Origin of the sequence: Larsenimonas rhizosphaerae, assembly GCF_023700005.1 — a bacterium.
In the GTDB taxonomy this organism is placed as follows: Bacteria; Pseudomonadota; Gammaproteobacteria; order Pseudomonadales; family Halomonadaceae; genus Larsenimonas; species Larsenimonas rhizosphaerae.
This window is the reverse complement of the sequence record NZ_JAMLJK010000001.1, coordinates 38,513-54,777: the sequence shown is the minus strand read 5'-3', so window position 1 is coordinate 54,777 and position 16,265 is coordinate 38,513. Positions and strand designations below refer to the sequence as shown.

General features: G+C 53.6%; 15 protein-coding genes. 7 read left to right on the top strand and 8 right to left on the bottom strand.

What is annotated here, in order from left to right:
* Nucleotides 1–180 precede the first annotated feature (180 nt).
* Entirely contained in the window at nucleotides 181–861 is a 681-nt protein-coding gene (locus tag NAT21_RS00240; protein ID WP_322974104.1) for a LuxR C-terminal-related transcriptional regulator, read from the top strand.
* Nucleotides 862–932: 71 nt separating this feature from the next.
* Here the strand turns inward: NAT21_RS00240 and NAT21_RS00235 are convergent, their stop codons facing one another.
* Together NAT21_RS00235 and NAT21_RS00230 are read right to left on the bottom strand one after the other, a co-directional pair.
* Entirely contained in the window at nucleotides 933–2,471 is a 1,539-nt protein-coding gene (locus tag NAT21_RS00235) for a SulP family inorganic anion transporter (RefSeq protein ID WP_250934718.1), read from the bottom strand.
* A 35-nt stretch (nucleotides 2,472–2,506) separates the two neighbouring features.
* Nucleotides 2,507–3,136 (bottom strand): carbonic anhydrase, encoded by a 630-nt coding sequence (locus NAT21_RS00230; protein WP_250934717.1) that lies wholly within the window; start codon nucleotides 3,134–3,136, stop codon nucleotides 2,507–2,509.
* Nucleotides 3,137–3,537: 401 nt separating this feature from the next.
* Between NAT21_RS00230 and NAT21_RS15540 the strand changes: the two genes are divergently transcribed.
* A complete protein-coding gene (locus tag NAT21_RS15540) occupies nucleotides 3,538–4,173 on the top strand; it encodes a response regulator transcription factor (RefSeq protein ID WP_250934716.1) in 636 nt (211 codons plus the stop codon).
* Between the two features lie 23 nt (nucleotides 4,174–4,196).
* Here NAT21_RS15540 and NAT21_RS00220 read toward each other — a convergent pair whose 3' ends face one another.
* The 6 genes from NAT21_RS00220 to NAT21_RS00195 all read right to left on the bottom strand — a co-directional run bounded on the left by NAT21_RS00220 (nucleotide 4,197) and on the right by NAT21_RS00195 (nucleotide 10,863).
* Entirely contained in the window at nucleotides 4,197–5,783 is a 1,587-nt protein-coding gene (locus tag NAT21_RS00220; RefSeq protein WP_250934715.1) for a bifunctional aminoglycoside phosphotransferase/ATP-binding protein, read from the bottom strand.
* 72 nt (nucleotides 5,784–5,855) lie between these two features.
* A complete protein-coding gene (gene hemL / locus NAT21_RS00215) occupies nucleotides 5,856–7,142 on the bottom strand; it encodes a glutamate-1-semialdehyde 2,1-aminomutase (protein WP_250934714.1) in 1,287 nt (428 codons plus the stop codon).
* 36 nt (nucleotides 7,143–7,178) lie between these two features.
* Complete coding sequence (thiE, locus tag NAT21_RS00210) at nucleotides 7,179–7,847, bottom strand: thiamine phosphate synthase (protein ID WP_250934713.1); 669 nt, start codon at nucleotides 7,845–7,847, stop codon at nucleotides 7,179–7,181.
* Nucleotides 7,844–8,626, bottom strand: coding sequence for a bifunctional hydroxymethylpyrimidine kinase/phosphomethylpyrimidine kinase (thiD, locus tag NAT21_RS00205; RefSeq protein WP_350355169.1), 783 nt, complete (start codon nucleotides 8,624–8,626; stop codon nucleotides 7,844–7,846). The genes thiE and thiD overlap by 4 nt, the downstream gene beginning before the upstream one ends.
* Nucleotides 8,627–8,637: 11 nt before the next feature.
* Nucleotides 8,638–9,069: a protoporphyrinogen oxidase HemJ gene (hemJ, locus tag NAT21_RS00200; protein ID WP_250934710.1), complete on the bottom strand. Its 432-nt coding sequence runs from the start codon at nucleotides 9,067–9,069 to the stop codon at nucleotides 8,638–8,640.
* 36 nt (nucleotides 9,070–9,105) lie between these two features.
* Entirely contained in the window at nucleotides 9,106–10,863 is a 1,758-nt protein-coding gene (locus NAT21_RS00195; protein ID WP_250934708.1) for a chloride channel protein, read from the bottom strand.
* Between the two features lie 138 nt (nucleotides 10,864–11,001).
* Here NAT21_RS00195 and erpA point away from each other — a divergent pair, with 138 nt between their 5' ends.
* From erpA to NAT21_RS00170, 5 genes are all read left to right on the top strand, one after another.
* Nucleotides 11,002–11,355 carry an iron-sulfur cluster insertion protein ErpA gene (gene erpA / locus NAT21_RS00190; RefSeq protein ID WP_250934706.1) on the top strand — a complete coding sequence of 118 codons (354 nt, stop codon included), beginning with the start codon at nucleotides 11,002–11,004 and terminating at the stop codon, nucleotides 11,353–11,355.
* Between the two features lie 529 nt (nucleotides 11,356–11,884).
* Nucleotides 11,885–13,780, top strand: a complete 1,896-nt coding sequence (mnmG, locus tag NAT21_RS00185; RefSeq protein WP_250934705.1) for a tRNA uridine-5-carboxymethylaminomethyl(34) synthesis enzyme MnmG — start codon at nucleotides 11,885–11,887, stop codon at nucleotides 13,778–13,780.
* On the top strand, nucleotides 13,777–14,409 hold the full coding sequence (rsmG, locus tag NAT21_RS00180; RefSeq protein WP_250934704.1) for a 16S rRNA (guanine(527)-N(7))-methyltransferase RsmG: 633 nt from the start codon (nucleotides 13,777–13,779) through the stop codon (nucleotides 14,407–14,409). The genes mnmG and rsmG overlap by 4 nt, the downstream gene beginning before the upstream one ends.
* A gap of 33 nt (nucleotides 14,410–14,442) precedes the next feature.
* The gene (locus NAT21_RS00175; protein ID WP_250934703.1) at nucleotides 14,443–15,213 is read left to right on the top strand and encodes a ParA family protein; all 771 of its coding nucleotides are present in this window, start codon (nucleotides 14,443–14,445) and stop codon (nucleotides 15,211–15,213) included.
* 14 nt (nucleotides 15,214–15,227) lie between these two features.
* The gene (locus tag NAT21_RS00170) at nucleotides 15,228–16,172 is read left to right on the top strand and encodes a ParB/RepB/Spo0J family partition protein (protein WP_250934702.1); all 945 of its coding nucleotides are present in this window, start codon (nucleotides 15,228–15,230) and stop codon (nucleotides 16,170–16,172) included.
* Nucleotides 16,173–16,265 lie beyond the last annotated feature (93 nt).

Here is a 16,265-nt window from a genome sequence, read left to right as displayed (position 1 = left end):
TGCATCCAGCATTAGCGTTAAGGATATCAGGGCCGAAAATACAGGCCGGTAAAAATATGCTCACATGTGAAAACCGTTACCTTAAGTTACAAAAAGGGCGTATAGTTACTCAGGCTTGTCGCTGGTTTTCTACCGAACCACCTGACGACTCCCTAGCGCCTACAGCATCCAGGAGGCTGTGTGGAAATTGAAACCAGTGTCACGGTCGTACTCGTGACTGAAATAAATCCTCAAAGCGAGCTGTTCGTACAGTACGTCAGAGACAAGCTCAGCTGCGAGGTTGAAGCTCTGGGGCCCAGAGACAACGTGCCCGATGATAATGACAGGCACTTTGTTGTCTTGCTTGATGCTGACCATGTCAATGAAAAGGATATGCATCAGTGGGAGGAGTGCGCCGCCAGTGATCAAAACAACATGACCATGGCAGCGTTCAACCTGGCTGACGAGAATCAGGCAATCACACTGGCAACAACATTTCGCCTCCAGGGCGTATTTTATCGTCGAGACAGCCTGGCACTGATCTGCAAGGGCATTGCCAAGCTCATCAACAGCGAGCTCTGGATGTCCAGAACCCTGATGACGCGACTTATCAAGTTCTACCGGCGCCAACAGGTCAACGCCTACCGCCCGGCCTGTGGATTGACACACCGCGAGCTTGAGATTCTGCGTTTGCTGGGTACCGGCGCATCAAATACCGAGATCGCAAACCAGCTGTTCGTCAGCGAACATACTGTCAAGTCTCATCTCTATAATATCTTTCGCAAGCTCAAGGTCAAAAACCGGATACAGGCCATGAACTGGGTTCGTCAGAATCTGGGCACGCCGTCCATGACACAAGGCCAGTCAAGACAGGCCGACTAGATACCTGTGTATCAAAACGAAAAAGACCGCCGGCAGTGTACGGCGGTCTTTTTTTGTCTGTCGATGCCTAATCAGGCAGCTTTCAGTGGCTTTTCTGCAACGGGGGCAAAGGTAGCGGTGACGCCATTGAAGGCTTTCAGTTCGACCGTAATATTGCGCTCTCGAGAGGAAGCCATGAAGTTATCGATATCCTCGAAAATATCCGGGTCAATGTATCCGGCACTGCCCGCATCGATGATCAGATAGCTGTTTTCAGGTACCAGATCAAGATACTGTCGCAACCGCTCACGACTCAGAAACGAAATATCCTTGTGAATCCGTAACAGACAGTGATGCCCGCTTTTGTTGAAGGACATGACCGAACGATGGTTGGAACGCAGCATGAAGAACAGGCCGCACAGCACACCGACCGCTACTCCCTTGAGCAGATCCGTCATCATGATGACCACTACGGTCGTGGCAAAGGGGGCGAAGCGTTTCAGGCCAGACCTGTACAGGGACACCATCATTCCCGGCCTTGCCAGCTTGAAACCGGTATGGAGCAGAATCGCCGCCAGACACGCCAGTGGAATCCACTCAAGCATGAAGGCAAAAAACATCACACTGACCAGCAGCAGTGCCCCATGAATAAAACCGGCCAGTCGGGTACGCCCACCTGCCTGCACGTTGGCAGAGCTTCGAACGATCACGGCCGTCAGTGGCAAACCGCCAATCATCCCGCACACCAGGTTGCCAACCCCTTGTGCCTTCAGTTCTCGGTGAGGCGGTGAGTGGCGCTTGTAGGGGTCAATCTTGTCAACGGCCTCCAGGCTAAGCAGTGTCTCCAGACTGGCTATCAGAGCAATCGTCAGTGCCGTCATGTATACAGCCGGATCCAAGAGGCCACTCAAGGCAGGGCCCTGCAACTGCCCCAGAAAGGCGGCGGGACCATCCAGACCGGGCAACTGTACATATTGCTCACTGTTCAGAACCGAAGGCGCTTGCACAAGCACGGACAGTCGATCGATACCGATCGCCACCACAACCGCCATCAAGGCCGCAGGAATACGTCGAAGATACCCCAGCCGCTGCCCGGCCGGACTGTCCCACAGCCAAAGAATCCCCAGAGATACCAGCGTAATGACCATTGCCAGAGGAGAAATCGCCTGAACCCATGCCGCCGGAGACAGACTTTCCGGTAATGCACCGTCCGGTATACCGAATGCCGTCGGCAATTGATTCAAAATCAGGATCAAACCAATTGCCGCCAGCATTCCCTTGATAACTGAAGCGGGAACATATGATCCAATCTTTCCAAGTTTGAGATAGCCAAATACCAGCTGTATTACGCCGGCCAGTACTGTGGCCATCATCATTTTTTCAAAACCGAGCGCATTGATGGCACCAAGGACAATGACAGTCAGACCAGCGGCAGGGCCACTGACACTCAATGCCGAGCCACTCAAGCTGGCGACTACCAGTCCTCCCACGATCCCCGCAATCAACCCCGATACCGGGGGAGCGCCAGAGGCAATGGCAATACCAAGGCACAATGGAATAGCCACCAGAAATACTACCAGCCCTGCCGGAAAATCCTGAGCACTGTATTTAAGCGTAAAGGGAAATGACATTCTGAACTCCTTTCAAAATAGGTTGATGCTGAATATCAGTCCGGTGTAACCCATCGGTCCGGCCCCACATCGTAGGCTGCGATTTCACGCAGCAGCCCTTCTTCCAGTGCATAAACCATTCCATGGAGCCGTATCCCCCTTTCCGTACCGGTTGCTGCCTGTTTTATTGCTTCGAAGCCGGATAGTTTTTCTATCTGGCTTATTACATTAAGTTCGACCAGACGATTTACCCGACTATTGTCATCGGGAAGCTCTTCGAGTTCCTTTTTGTTTTTATCTCTGGTTTCCTTTATTTCAACAAGGTGATTATCAACATGGAAAAGATTTGTTTTCTCTTCTTCCATGGCAGCTTTTACACCACCACAAAGATGATGGCCGCAGACAACAATATGTTTAATACCAAGGGCATGAACAGCATATTCAATGGCGCTGGCACACCCCGGCTGATCAAGTGAAACAATATTTGCGACATTGCGGAAAATAAATAATTCGCCTGGATCAGCGTTACATAATAATTCTGCAGGTACACGACTATCTGCGCATCCTATCCAGAGGGCGTAAGGAACCTGTTTGATGGCCAAACGTTCAAAAAAGCCGGGGTCCTCTTCCACCTTTCTGCTTGCCCATGCCTGATTTTCAAGAAGAATTCTCTTATTAAAGTCCATCACCTTTCTCCAACCACACCATGAAAATGAGTCATCTTTTCTTCTTAGCCAAAAAACAAGTTCACCACCTTTTCATTAGGCCAAAGCGCCTTTTTTGTGCTCGTTGTGCCATTTCGGTTTAGAGAATTGTTAAAAACTGCGAAATGTAACGTTTTTCTCGTATAATTTGACCCAAATTCAGGATATGAAAAAAAGATATATTTAAATGCACATATAAACCCCGCTTTAGTGCTAGGTCACCGTATAGCAAACAACTTAAACAGGGTTTAAACCCGGCACGCCGGGTGATCAGACAAAATTAATATTTTAAATTTTATTAATAAACGTTATATTTTGTTTTATCCTGAAAGGAAGCTGCACTTTATCTCATTAAACTTAGGCATCACCCCATGGATAGCGCTGTGAAAACGATTATTATGGTAACGCTCGACAATCCACAGAATGAACTCTTCCTCGAATATTTGAGAACAGAGTTGGATTGCAGCGCGTATTCCATGGAGCCAGGTCAACTGGACCTGGAATCGGTGAGTGATACACCTGTACTGGTGTTGCTTGATCAGGACTATGTAGATGACGATATAGCTCGACAGTGGTCGCAGCATGCTCAGCAGAACGAGCAGTTTATTATGGCGGGATTTAATCTCGACACCGAGGAAGATGCCGTCAAGTTAATGATGCGCTTCCCACTTCAGGGTGTTTTCTATCGACGCGACCCCCTGAAGATGATCAGCAAGGGGGTAAATATTTTATTTACCGGCGAGATGTGGCTATCCCGCGCCCTGATGGAAAAACTGCTTTCAGCTTACTGGTATCGCCAGCGCAGCGAGTCTGCACCATTTAAATCGCTGACACGGCGCGAGATGGAAATTCTTCAATTATTGAAGACAGGAGCAAGTAATCATGACATTGCTCAGCAACTGGCCATCAGTGAGCACACTGTCAAGTCACATCTTTACCATATCTTCAGAAAGCTGAAGGTCAGAAACCGCGCTCAGGCTCTTAATCTGCTGAGGGAGCAGCTGGACGCAGCCTTCTAGACAGAAGGCCACGTCCTTTTTGGTCAGACGAGGTGCAGGTGTTCCTTGATCAGAGACACCAGCGTGATATTGGCATCTTCTGCGGTGGTATCCAGATGAACCAGATGGGCCTGCTCATCGGATGTAAATGGTTCAAGGTTGGCCAGCTGGTGCTCCAGTACCTCCAGACCTGCATCGGAAACGTTGTCACGCGACCGACTCCGCTTGGTAATTCGCCGTACCAGCGTCGCATGGTCAGCTTCGAAGCTGACCAGCAGCACTGGTAATCCCCGGCATTCGGCCTCATGCCTCAGCAGGGTTCGCTGCGCTTCTCGCAGGCACGTACCATCGACACAGACACTGTGCCCCGCCTGCAGCATCATGCCCGACAGCTCGGCCAATCTTGCATAGGTCCTTTCAGTGGCCACCGCCGTGTAAAGGCCGGATTCGATATCAACCTGTCGGGATGGGCCGAATGGGTTCATGCCATGGAGACGCTTGCGCTCCACATCCGATCGCACCCGAATTCCACCCAGTTGACGTACTGCCTGCTCGGTAAACCGGCTTTTCCCGCTGCCTGAAACTCCTACCGAAATAATCAGATACGGCATGGAGAACTCGCTATAGCGCTCAGCCAGCGCCAGATAACGCCGAAAATCAGCCAGTACAGCATCCCTGTCGGCAGGATGCAGATCCGGCTGCTGAAACCGGAACATGGCGATCTTGGCGCGCACCATGGCACGATAGGCCTTGTAGAAGGGCAAAAGGCGTACCAGACCATAGTCGCCACTGCGTTCGAGATAGCGATCCAGTACCCGATTGGCAAGCTCCTGCTCACCACGCACTTCCAGATCCATGACCAGAAAGGCCAGCTCGCACCCGACATCATTCCAGCGGAACTGATCGTTGAATTCGATACAGTCAAAGATCAGCGCCCGACCGTTGTGCAGCACGGCGTTGGCCAGGTGAACATCACCATGATTATTGCGGATAAAACCTTCATCATGCCGACGCTGAAATTCATCATGAAAGCGCTCGAAGGCGTTATCCGTCCATGCCTTCAACGCCACCAGACGCTCGAGATCAGAGGCATCACTTAACAGGGGTTCCAGCTGATCAAAGTTTTCGCGAGCCGGTGCATATACCGCTGCGGCCGTGCCGAACTTGCTGTCGACATCCGCCTGTTCGGTGCCTGCGTGAAAGGCCACCAGCTGATCCACCAGATCATCCATGAGAGTCTGTGTCAGCTGTCCGGTGGCCTGCAGGGTACTGAACAGTCCTTCATTATCGAATTGCTGCATACAGACGGCATATTCGAACGGCTCACCCTCACCATCCAGTTCAGGACGCTCCGGTGTTCCCGTAATTGGCACAACGCGCAGGTAAAGATCGCCTGCGAGGCGTTTATTCAGTCGTACTTCCTCTTCGCAGAAATGCCGCCTCTTTTCCAGTGTCGAAAAATCCAGAAAGCCGAAATCAAGTGGCTTCTTGATCTTGTAGGCATATCTTCCGGTCATGATGATCCATGAAATATGCGTCTCACGCACATCAAAAGCATCTACATCATGGTGATAGCAGGCTGCGTCCTGCAATGCGTTAATCAACGTCTGACTCAAAATCGTGCCTCCCATGACGATGTCATCGTCATGTCAATCAGTCCGCCAGACCTGTGTCAGAAAGACCTGACGGCAGAATAATGGAATTCAGGATGTCATCTCGGCGAAGACATGTTCGGCCGCGTCCAGGGTATCCTGAAGGTCTTGTTCGCTGTGGGCACTCGACATGAACCCGGCTTCATAATTTGAAGGCGCCATGTAAATACCGCGGGCCAGCATGCCGGTAAAGAACTGCCGAAACGCTTCTACGTTGCAATGTGTCGCAGCATCAAAGTCACTGACGTCGGTAGCGGTAGTAAAGAAAATGCCGAACATGCCGCCGGCACGCTGGGTGATCAGGGGAATACCTGCCGCGCGAGCACGAGCCTCAAGCCCATCACATAGTGTATTGACACGTTGTGTCAGCTCATCATGAAAACCGGGGGTGCGAATCTTGTTCAACAGCGTAATGCCTGCGGCCATGGCCAGCGGATTTCCGGCCAGCGTGCCGGCTTGATACACCGGGCCCAGCGGTGAAATGTACTCCATGATATGACGCTTTCCACCAAAGGCGCCGACCGGCATGCCGCCGCCGACAATCTTGCCCAGGCAGGTCAGATCAGGCGTAACACCGTAATGCGCTTGAGCACCGCCAAGCGCTACCCGAAATCCGGTCATGACTTCATCGAGAATCAGAACGCTGCCGTGAGCATCACAGACTTCGCGAAGGGTTTCCAGAAATCCTGGGGCCGGAGGGATGCAGTTCATGTTGCCTGCAACCGGCTCGACAATGATCGCTGCGACCTGGTCACCTTCGGCGGCAAAGAAATCACGCACGCCATCACTGTCGTTATAGCCAAGCGTGATGGTGTGCTCGGCAAGCGATGCAGGCACGCCAGGCGAGCTGGGCTCACCGTGGGTCAGTGCACCGGACCCGGCCTTGACGAGCAGGGAGTCAACATGGCCGTGATAGTTGCCTTCAAACTTGACGATCTTGTCACGCCCGGTAAAGCCACGGGCCAGACGAATGGCAGACATGGTGGCCTCGGTGCCCGAGTTGACCATTCTTACCATGTCCATGGAAGGCATGATCTCGCAGATAAGGTCCGCCATGTCCGTTTCAATCGCGGTCGGCGTGCCAAAGGACAGGCCATTATCGAGTCGATCACGTACGGCAGAAAGTACATCGTCATCGGCATGCCCGGTAATCATCGGGCCCCATGAGCCGACATAGTCAATATAACGCTTGCCTTCGACATCAAACAGGTAGGCCCCCTTGGCCCGCTCGATGAATACCGGCGCCTGATCAAGCCCCTTGAAGGCTCGCACTGGCGAATTGACGCCACCGGGAATATGGCGTTGTGCACGGGAAAAGAGTTCTTCGGAAGTCGCCATGACAGTGTCCTGAATAGCAATGGGTAAAAAGGGTTACTACCGGAAAATTGCCTGAGGCAATCCGGCCTTCAGCTGTCGCACACGTTGCCCAGGATCAGGGTACCGGAACACGGCACCCACAACAGCAATCAGGTCAGCTCCGGCGGCGGCTACCTCCGGCGCAGTATCGCTGTCAATACCACCAATCGCGGCGACAGGGCAGCCAAGTTGTCGAGCCTCGCTCAAAACCGATAATGGCGCAGCCACTGCGCCGGGCTTGGTACGGGAAGGATAAAAGCGACCGAACGCCACGTAGCTGGCGCCATTGTCCAGCGCCTTGCGAGCCAATGCCAGATCACCATGACAGGTAGCACCGATAATGGCGTCTGTACCCAGCATGCTGCGCGCCCAGGCCACATCAGCATCATCGGTGCCTACGTGTACTCCAGCTCCCACTGCGCTGGCCAGCATGACGTCATCGTTGATGATCAGAGGGGTATTTGATGCCTGACACTGCTCGGCCAGCCAGTGGGCCTGACGATACCGAAAGGCATCTTCCGTGGATTTATTACGGTACTGAAGCAGCGCCACTCCCTCGCGGAGTACTGCCCTTATCGCAGACATGAATGTATCTTCATCTGCAAGCAGATCTGCGTCGGTGATGACATATAGCCCGGACTGCCAGGCTTTTGCAGAGTCGCGCGCGTCAGTAAAGGCAGCCGTCATGAAGCAGACTCCTGTTCGGTCGGGCATCGGTTGGGAAACGCCTGACCGCCGCCCTGTTGCAGCGATCGATCAAGCGTCTGCCATGTGTAGCGCTGTGCCAGTAGGCAGGATGACACTACCGTTTCGCCACGAGCCAGCCAGACCGCGCAGCTTGCGGCCAGCGTGCAACCCGATCCATGAAACTGGCCGGGCAAGCGAGACCAGACCCAGCTTTCCACCGGGTTACCCCCTGTATAAAGCTGATGCCTGACAACCCTGTCCGCCAACGGCGCGTGATCTGTTCCGGTTACCAGCACATGTTCAGCACCCTGACGATAAATACGGTGAAGCGCGTCATCCACGTCAGGGGTGCCCGCCAGTCTGAAAAGCTCCAGATGATTTGGCGTCAACAGGGTTACCAGCGGCAATAGCCGCTCACGAAAGGCATCAACGAGAGTGTCGGAGGACAGCTCCCGACCACCGCCGGCCTTCAGTACCGGATCGATAACGACAGGCACTTCAGGATGGCGACGGCAGACCTGCTCAATGACGGTGATGGCTTCCAGGCTGGACACCAGCCCTACCTTGATGGCCTGAAACGACATGTCCTGTTCAATGCAGTGCACCTGCTCCGCCATGACCTGTGGATCGACCGGGTAGACCGCATGCACGTCACGGCTATCCTGTACTGTCAGTGCCGTGGGCACGGTCACCGGCCAGCACTGCTGAGCTCGAATGGCCTCCACATCAGCAACCATGCCTGCCCCTCCAGTCGGGTCATGACCGCTGAAGACCAGCACGACCGGCAATGTCAAAACGGCTTGACCACCGTCAGGATGACGACCGCCACCAGCACAAGCGTAGGCACCTCATTGAAAAACCGGTAGAAGACGTGACGGCGCGTCTTGCCGCCATTGGCAAAGCGCTTCAAATGAGCCAGACACATGTGATGAAAGCCAATGAGGACAACCACCAGTGCGGCCTTGGTATAAAACCATCCCTGCTGAAGGACAGACGGATTCAACACCACAAGCCACAACCCAAGCACCACAACACAGACCATGGCTGGAACCATGATGCCCCGATAAAGCTTGCGCTCCATCACCTGAAAACGCTGACAACCGGTTTCATCGCCCTCTTCCAGAGCGTAGGCGTGATATACAAATAGACGTGGCAGATAAAACAGCGCGGCAAACCAGGCCACGATGGCAATCAGGTGAAAAGACAGCACCCACGGATACATAACAACTCCTTCACTCAGGCTCACGGCAGGATCGGGCTATCGACGATAGCGATAATAATTTTCGATTGAATCACGGGTAATAATACCGGAAATTTTTTTGATCAGGGGCGCAGTCGTATGTTCAACGTACAGGGCATCAACACCATATTCCGTCAGCTGATCAAAGGCTTCCGACAATGTGGCCTGAAGATCGATTGGGGCCAGCTCAATCCGCTTCGCGGGTATATCCATTAGATTGATGGTATCGATGCCTTCCCACTCGTCATCCAGAAGAACACGAGCAAGATCTGCCGCACTCATGGCCAGTGGCCGCTGATCCTTGTCATCACGATCAATGACAACCCACACCGGCTTGGCCTCGAGAAAACGCTGTGCCCTGGCGCGCTCCAGCCTTTCGGGTGACCGCACAATGGCACGGTCCATCACTGCCGGGACGGCAATACGGGATAACGCCTGCATCAGAGGCTGCTGAAGCGGGTGAAGCCCCTGAGAGGACAGCGTGGACACAAAAAATCCCTGACAGTGCCAGCACTGTCGGCTGGCCAACCCGGAAACCACTACGGCCAGCATGCCATAGATGATGATGCTGGTATTATGAGTCAGCTCTATCAACACCATTATGGCCGCCAGCGGTGCCTGAAGTACGGCTCCCAGCATTGCTGCCATGCCAAGCATGGTATAAAGATCATGATTGGAAGCAATGGCCGGCAACAAGGCCTCTCCCGCTATACCACACAACGCGCCTGCCGTGGCACCGATCACCATGATGGGCCCGATCATGCCGATGGGAATTCCCCAGGCAAAGGTCAGGGCCGTCAGGATCAGCTTGCCCCCCGCCACGACAAGCAGCATGATCAGGCTGGGAGACTGGTTCAACGTGTAATCGACCGTATCGTAGCCAATGCCCTGCACTTCAGGATAAAACCACGCTATCGCCCCCGTCATGCCGCCGATAATCAGTGCCCGCCACCACCAGCCAATATGATTTTGAGTCTGGGCAAGACGCACCAGCCGAATAAATGCACCGGCCATCAAACCAAGTACCAGCGCCATCATGCTGATCCAGGGAAGGTCCGTCAGTTGACCGGTAATGTCATCAGGAATCGTGAAGGCCGGTTCTACACCATACATAAGCTGTGAAACCACAGCGCCCATGGTGGAAGCCAGAATGATCGGCATGAATCCGGTAATGGTGTATTCCATCATCACCACTTCCATGGCAAAGATCACACCCGTGATGGGCGTATTGAACGAAGCTGAAATTCCGGCAGCCGTTCCGCACCCCACAAGCACCCTCAAACTGTTGTGCGGCAACCGAAGCCGTTCTCCCATCCAGCTTGATGCACCAGCGCCTAGATGAATCGCAGGCCCTTCACGACCCGCCGATAGCCCACCCATTACGGACAGGATGCCCACCCACCACTGGTTTATCCAGTTGAGCAGTGGCATCTGTCCCTGATGGTAGCTCAGGCGTTCGATCACATGACCCACCCCCATTTTGGTGTGCTTTTGTGACTGCAGGGCCAGAGCGCTCATGATGAGCACCGATGCCGTGATCGGCAGCACCGAGCGCACCCAGGGTAATAGATGCTCGAAGTCTTCCGAGCGCTGATCCGGCATCAGCATCATGGCACCAAGATCAATCAGCTCACGAAAGCCGATCAGAATGCCTCCCGTCAGCGTACCGGACAGAAACCCCAGCAGGCACAACTGTGGAAGCGCATCGATACTGGCCAGTTGACGTCTGAAATTATCCAGTGAAAATCGGGTGACGCTGGAGCGACGGTAGCGCACGCATTTCTCGCTTCATTGAAGTTAAGGTTCGGCATTGCCGGGCAAGACACAATGCACCTTTATGTGCCCATGTTTGACCCGACACAATGTAGCCAACGATAATGATATCTTCCTTCCATGCGAAAGCAGGAGTCTGCAATGAGCGGGGTTACTTCCTTTGTACCCACCCCTTTGATACTGACAGATCGTGCGGCTTCTCGCGTTAGAATGCTGACCGATGAACAGGGCAATGACGAACTCAAGCTGAGAGTTTACGTAACCGGCGGTGGCTGTTCGGGGTTCCAGTATGGATTTGATCTTGTCGACGAGCTGCAGGAAGACGATACGCTGATTGAAAACGGTAACGTTACCATGGCTATCGATCCATTGAGTTACCAGTATCTGGTCGGCTCGACCGTCGATTTTGAAGAGGGTCTGGCAGGTGCTCGATTCCTGATTCAGAACCCGAACGCCACCACAACCTGTGGCTGTGGTGCATCCTTCATGGTCTGATCAACTGATCAGATCTCTCATTTTACCGCCGTCAGGCGGTATTTTTTTGTTATACACACCCAAAATTGATTTTTTGTGCCTGTGGATAACATTTTTCCTTCATTTGCCCTTCCAGCCTGTCACAGCAGGGCATGCAGAGGATAGCTGCATGCCATTTCACCTATTGATAACCAGGCTTACAGCTACGGTATGCGGGCGTTGATAAATCAGGGATAATCCGCTCTGTGGATGAATGCTCATGTTATCCACATACTGTCAGACCTCCCCACCCAGCTTTTCAACCGTATGCCACTGTAATTGTAAACACGACACTGTTTTGTTCTAAAGCGGGAAAAATGGCTTATCCACAGAAAGTGGCGTACACAATAATCACAACCACTACAAAAATTCTTTAAATAAATTCTTTATATTTAATTAAAGACCTGAAAAGACCAAGGTGTGGAAAACACTGACGGTTACTCACAGGCACGTTATACTGCGCGGAATTCAAAGATCACTTCTTCACCTCCTGACGTAACGAGGTCACGCCGTGAATTATCCGGACCGCTTTGATGTCATCATCATCGGCGGTGGCCATGCTGGAACCGAAGCCGCACTTGCCGCCGCTCGCATGGGATGCCAAACCCTGCTGCTGACACACAACATCGAGACACTTGGTCAGATGTCGTGTAATCCTGCCATTGGCGGGATCGGCAAGAGTCACCTTGTCAAGGAAATTGACGCACTGGGTGGCGCCATGGCACTGGCAACGGACCAGGGTGGTATTCAGTTTCGAGTACTCAACGCTCGCAAGGGACCTGCTGTACGGGCAACACGGGCACAGGCTGATCGGGTACGCTACAAGGCAGCCATTCGATCCATTCTTGAAAACCAGCCCAATCTGACGTTGTTCCAGCAGGCCGCGGACGATTTGATCGTCGATAACGATACGGTTCGTGGTGTTGTCACAAGCAGCGGTATTCGGTTTTTCGGCGAGACAGTCGTGCTGTGTACCGGTACGTTTCTGGGCGGAATCATTCATATCGGCCTTGAAAAACAGACCGGTGGCAGGGCAGGAGATCCTCCGGCCAATGCGCTGGCACAACGGTTACGTGAGCTACCTTTCCATGTCGGTCGTCTCAAGACAGGGACACCTCCCAGAATCGATGCCAGAAGCGTTGATTTCTCGGAATTGACGGAACAGCCTGGCGATACACCACTGCCGGTCATGTCCTATCTGGGACACCGCAACATGCATCCTGCTCAGGTGAGCTGCCATATCGCGCATACCAATGAACAAACGCATGACATCATCCGCAATAACCTTGATCGTTCCCCGATGTATTCAGGCGTAATCGATGGTATAGGGCCACGATACTGCCCTTCCATCGAAGACAAGATTCATCGTTTTGCCGACAAGAACAGCCACCAGATATTTCTCGAGCCCGAAGGGCTTGATACTCATGAGCTCTATCCCAACGGCATTTCCACATCATTGCCGTTTGATATCCAGCTCTCCCTGGTTCGTTCCATCAAGGGCCTTGAGAAGGCGCACATAACCCGGCCGGGTTATGCCATTGAGTATGATTTCTTCGATCCCCGAGATCTGAAGCACTCACTGGAAACCAGGTTCATTCATAACCTGTTTTTTGCCGGACAGATCAATGGCACAACAGGGTACGAAGAAGCCGGAGCCCAGGGGCTGCTTGCCGGACTTAACGCTGCTCGTCGTGCCAAATCGCTCGAGAGCTGGTGCCCACGGCGCGATGAAGCCTACATCGGCGTTATGGTGGATGATCTGATCCGAATGGGAACGCAGGAACCCTATCGAATGTTTACCTCGCGCGCGGAATATCGGTTGCTGCTGAGGGAAGACAATGCTGATCTGAGGCTGACTCCTGTAGGGCGCGAACTTGGCGTAGTGGATGACGCTCGCTTCAAGGCATTCGATGAAAAACGCACGATGATGGAGCAGGAAAGTCAGCGGCTGGCATCTACCTGGATACAACCGGGATCACCAGAGGCTGATCGGCTCAAGGACAAGACCGGCCCGCTCGGACGGGAATATCGTTTGCTTGACCTGCTGCGACGCCCGGAACTGACTTATGACGATATAGCGCCTCTTGCAGAAGGCGGGATTGATAATCCAGACGTCATTGAACAGGTACAGATCCAGGCCAAGTATCAGGGCTATATCGAGCGGCAGCAGCAGGATATTGACAAGCTACGTCGCCACGAAGCAATGGCACTGCCAGCATCACTTGATTACAGTCGTATAGAGGGGCTGTCGAATGAAATTCGACAGAAGCTGGCAGCCGCACGCCCCGAAACCCTGGCTCAGGCCGGACGAATTTCCGGTGTTACCCCGGCAGCAGTATCGCTTTTGCTGATTTATCTTAAAAAGCATGGTCTTGCCACTCACCTGAAGAGTGCTGATTCGGCATGACACCGCGTTGCGAACAAATTCTTGAAAACGGACTGGCAGCCATGGCGCTGCCACTTTCCAGTACGACGCAACAGCGATTACTGGATTATGTCGCCTTGTTGCACAAGTGGAACAAGGCTTATAACCTCACCGCCGTTCGCGACCCGGAACAGATGGTTTCGCGGCACGTGCTGGACAGTTTAAGTATCATGCCCTGGGTGACTGGCCCTTGCCTGCTTGATATCGGAGCTGGCGCCGGCTTGCCTGGACTGGTGCTGGCCATGGTAAACCCGGAGCTTCAGGTAACTCTGGTGGACAGCAATGGCAAGAAGGTCCGCTTTCAGCAGCATGCCTGCCTGGCGCTGGGTATCGACAACGCCGTGCCGGTGCACACCCGCATCGAGGCCTTCAATCCGCCACGGCCGTTTGAACAGATTGTAAGCCGTGCCTTTTCCTCCCTGACGGATTTTGTAGAGCTGAGTCAGCCATTTCTGGCTCAGGGGGGCGAATGGCTGGCCATGAAGGGGCGGCTTGATACAGAAGACACCACTCTGCCTTCAGGGGTTCAGGCGCACGACAGTGTGCCCCTGAATGTGCCGGGGGAAACCGGGCAACGCCATTTGGTGCGTGTTCGGAAAACAGCTCTCTAGTGCCATGACATGTTTGGCTAAAGGAATGTAATCGTGACCCGGATTATCGCCCTGACCAACCAGAAAGGCGGTGTTGGCAAGACTACCACCGCTGTCAATCTGGCAGCAGGCCTGGCGGGCCTGAAAAAACGCGTATTGCTGGTGGATCTTGACCCTCAGGGCCATGCCACCATGGGCAGCGGCATCGATAAGCATACTCTTGAACAGGGCAGTGTACTGGACGTCCTGCTTGGTGAACGGCGCGCAGAAGAGGTCATGGTCTTCGCGCAGGCGGCAGGCTATACCGTACTGCCTGGCAATGGTGATCTTACCGCGGCCGAAGTTGACCTGCTCGAGCGAGATGGTCGTGAGCGTTGCCTTGATACTGCCCTTGGTGCCGTTGCAGACCAGTTTGATGTCATATTGATTGACTGCCCGCCATCATTGAACATGCTGACCGTCAATGCGCTTACCGCTTCCCATGGCGTGCTTATCCCCCTGCAGTGCGAGTTCTATGCGTTGGAAGGGCTGTCAGCGCTGCTGGATACGGTGGAACAGATCCGTGACAGTGTGAATCCGGACCTTGAGGTCTACGGCATTGTTCGTACCATGTTTGATAATCGCAACAGTCTGACGCGTGATGTCAGTAAGCAGCTGTCCGATTATTTTGGCGATGTGCTGCTGAAAACCGTGATTCCACGCAATGTCCGCGTTGCTGAAGCCCCAAGCCATGGTCTGCCGGTTACAAGCTACGCCAGACTGTCTCGGGGAAGTCATGCCTACAGAGTTTTGGCCAAGGAATTGAGCCGCCGTCTGTCGCTGTAATGTGAGGAAATACCATGACGCGCAAGCGTGCTTTAGGACGAGGATTGGATGCATTGATCGGAGCTGGCGCCAGGCAGCGTTCACAGCTTCAGGCACCCTTGTCACCTGCAGAAAGTGATATTTCGACGCTCGATCCCGTTGAGTCATGTGAGCAACCCGAGTCAGTCGATGAAGCGCTGCTGGCATTGCCACTGCATCAGTTGCGACGCGGCAAGTACCAGCCTCGTCGCGATATGCAACCTGAGCGTCTTGAGGAACTGGCTGGTTCGATCCGTGCTCAGGGAGTCATGCAGCCAATCGTCGTCCGGCCGGTCAGCGACCGCGGTCCGGTTTCCTATGAAATCATTGCTGGCGAGCGCCGTTGGCGCGCTGCCCAGCTGGCGGAGCTGACGACCATTCCTGCCATCGTCCGCACCATGGATGATGAGACGGCACTGGCGATGTCGTTGATCGAAAATATTCAGCGTGAAAATCTTAGCGTCATTGAAGAGGCACTGGCATTGAAACGCTTGATTGATGAATTTGACCTGACACAGCAACAGGCCGCCAACGCGGTGGGGCGCTCCAGAGCGCAGGTCGCCAATCTGCTTCGTCTGCTGGCGCTTGATGATGAAGTGCAAACCCTGCTGGAGCGTGGTGATCTCGATATGGGGCATGCGCGTGCGCTGCTGGCGCTTAAAGGCTTGAAGCAGCGTCATACCGCACGAGATGTGGTATCCCGTGAACTGACCGTTCGGCAAACCGAGGAGCTGGTCAAGCGTGTACAGGCAGGGCAGGCCGAAAGCAGCAAGTCATCAAGACATTCTGAAAATACCGATGTTGCCCATCTGGAGACTCAACTGGGCGAATTGTTGGGAGCCGCCGTCAAGATTGCACACGGCAAGGCCGGCAAGGGAAGGCTGACCATTCGCTATACCAGTCTGGATGAGCTGGATGGCATTTTGTCGCACATAAAATGATGCGGATTAAGTGCGGTTTAATTGACATTACGCGTTGGCTGTAAATTGCTGCGTAATGTCGGCACTTTAGTGGCAATCAGGTGAAAAATCACG

Coding starts and splice junctions, on each gene's coding strand:
- hemJ (WP_250934710.1), bottom strand. CDS start 9,069: ATGTATCCGTGGGTGCTGTCTTTTCACCTGATTGCCATCGTGGCCTGG.
- NAT21_RS00220 (WP_250934715.1), bottom strand. CDS start 5,783: ATGGGAGGCACGATTTTGAGTCAGACGTTGATTAACGCATTGCAGGAC.
- erpA (WP_250934706.1), top strand. CDS start 11,002: ATGAGCGGGGTTACTTCCTTTGTACCCACCCCTTTGATACTGACAGAT.
- thiE (WP_250934713.1), bottom strand. CDS start 7,847: ATGACGGCTGCCTTTACTGACGCGCGCGACTCTGCAAAAGCCTGGCAG.
- NAT21_RS00170 (WP_250934702.1), top strand. CDS start 15,228: ATGACGCGCAAGCGTGCTTTAGGACGAGGATTGGATGCATTGATCGGA.
- hemL (WP_250934714.1), bottom strand. CDS start 7,142: ATGGCGACTTCCGAAGAACTCTTTTCCCGTGCACAACGCCATATTCCC.
- NAT21_RS00235 (WP_250934718.1), bottom strand. CDS start 2,471: ATGTCATTTCCCTTTACGCTTAAATACAGTGCTCAGGATTTTCCGGCA.
- NAT21_RS00230 (WP_250934717.1), bottom strand. CDS start 3,136: ATGGACTTTAATAAGAGAATTCTTCTTGAAAATCAGGCATGGGCAAGC.
- rsmG (WP_250934704.1), top strand. CDS start 13,777: ATGACACCGCGTTGCGAACAAATTCTTGAAAACGGACTGGCAGCCATG.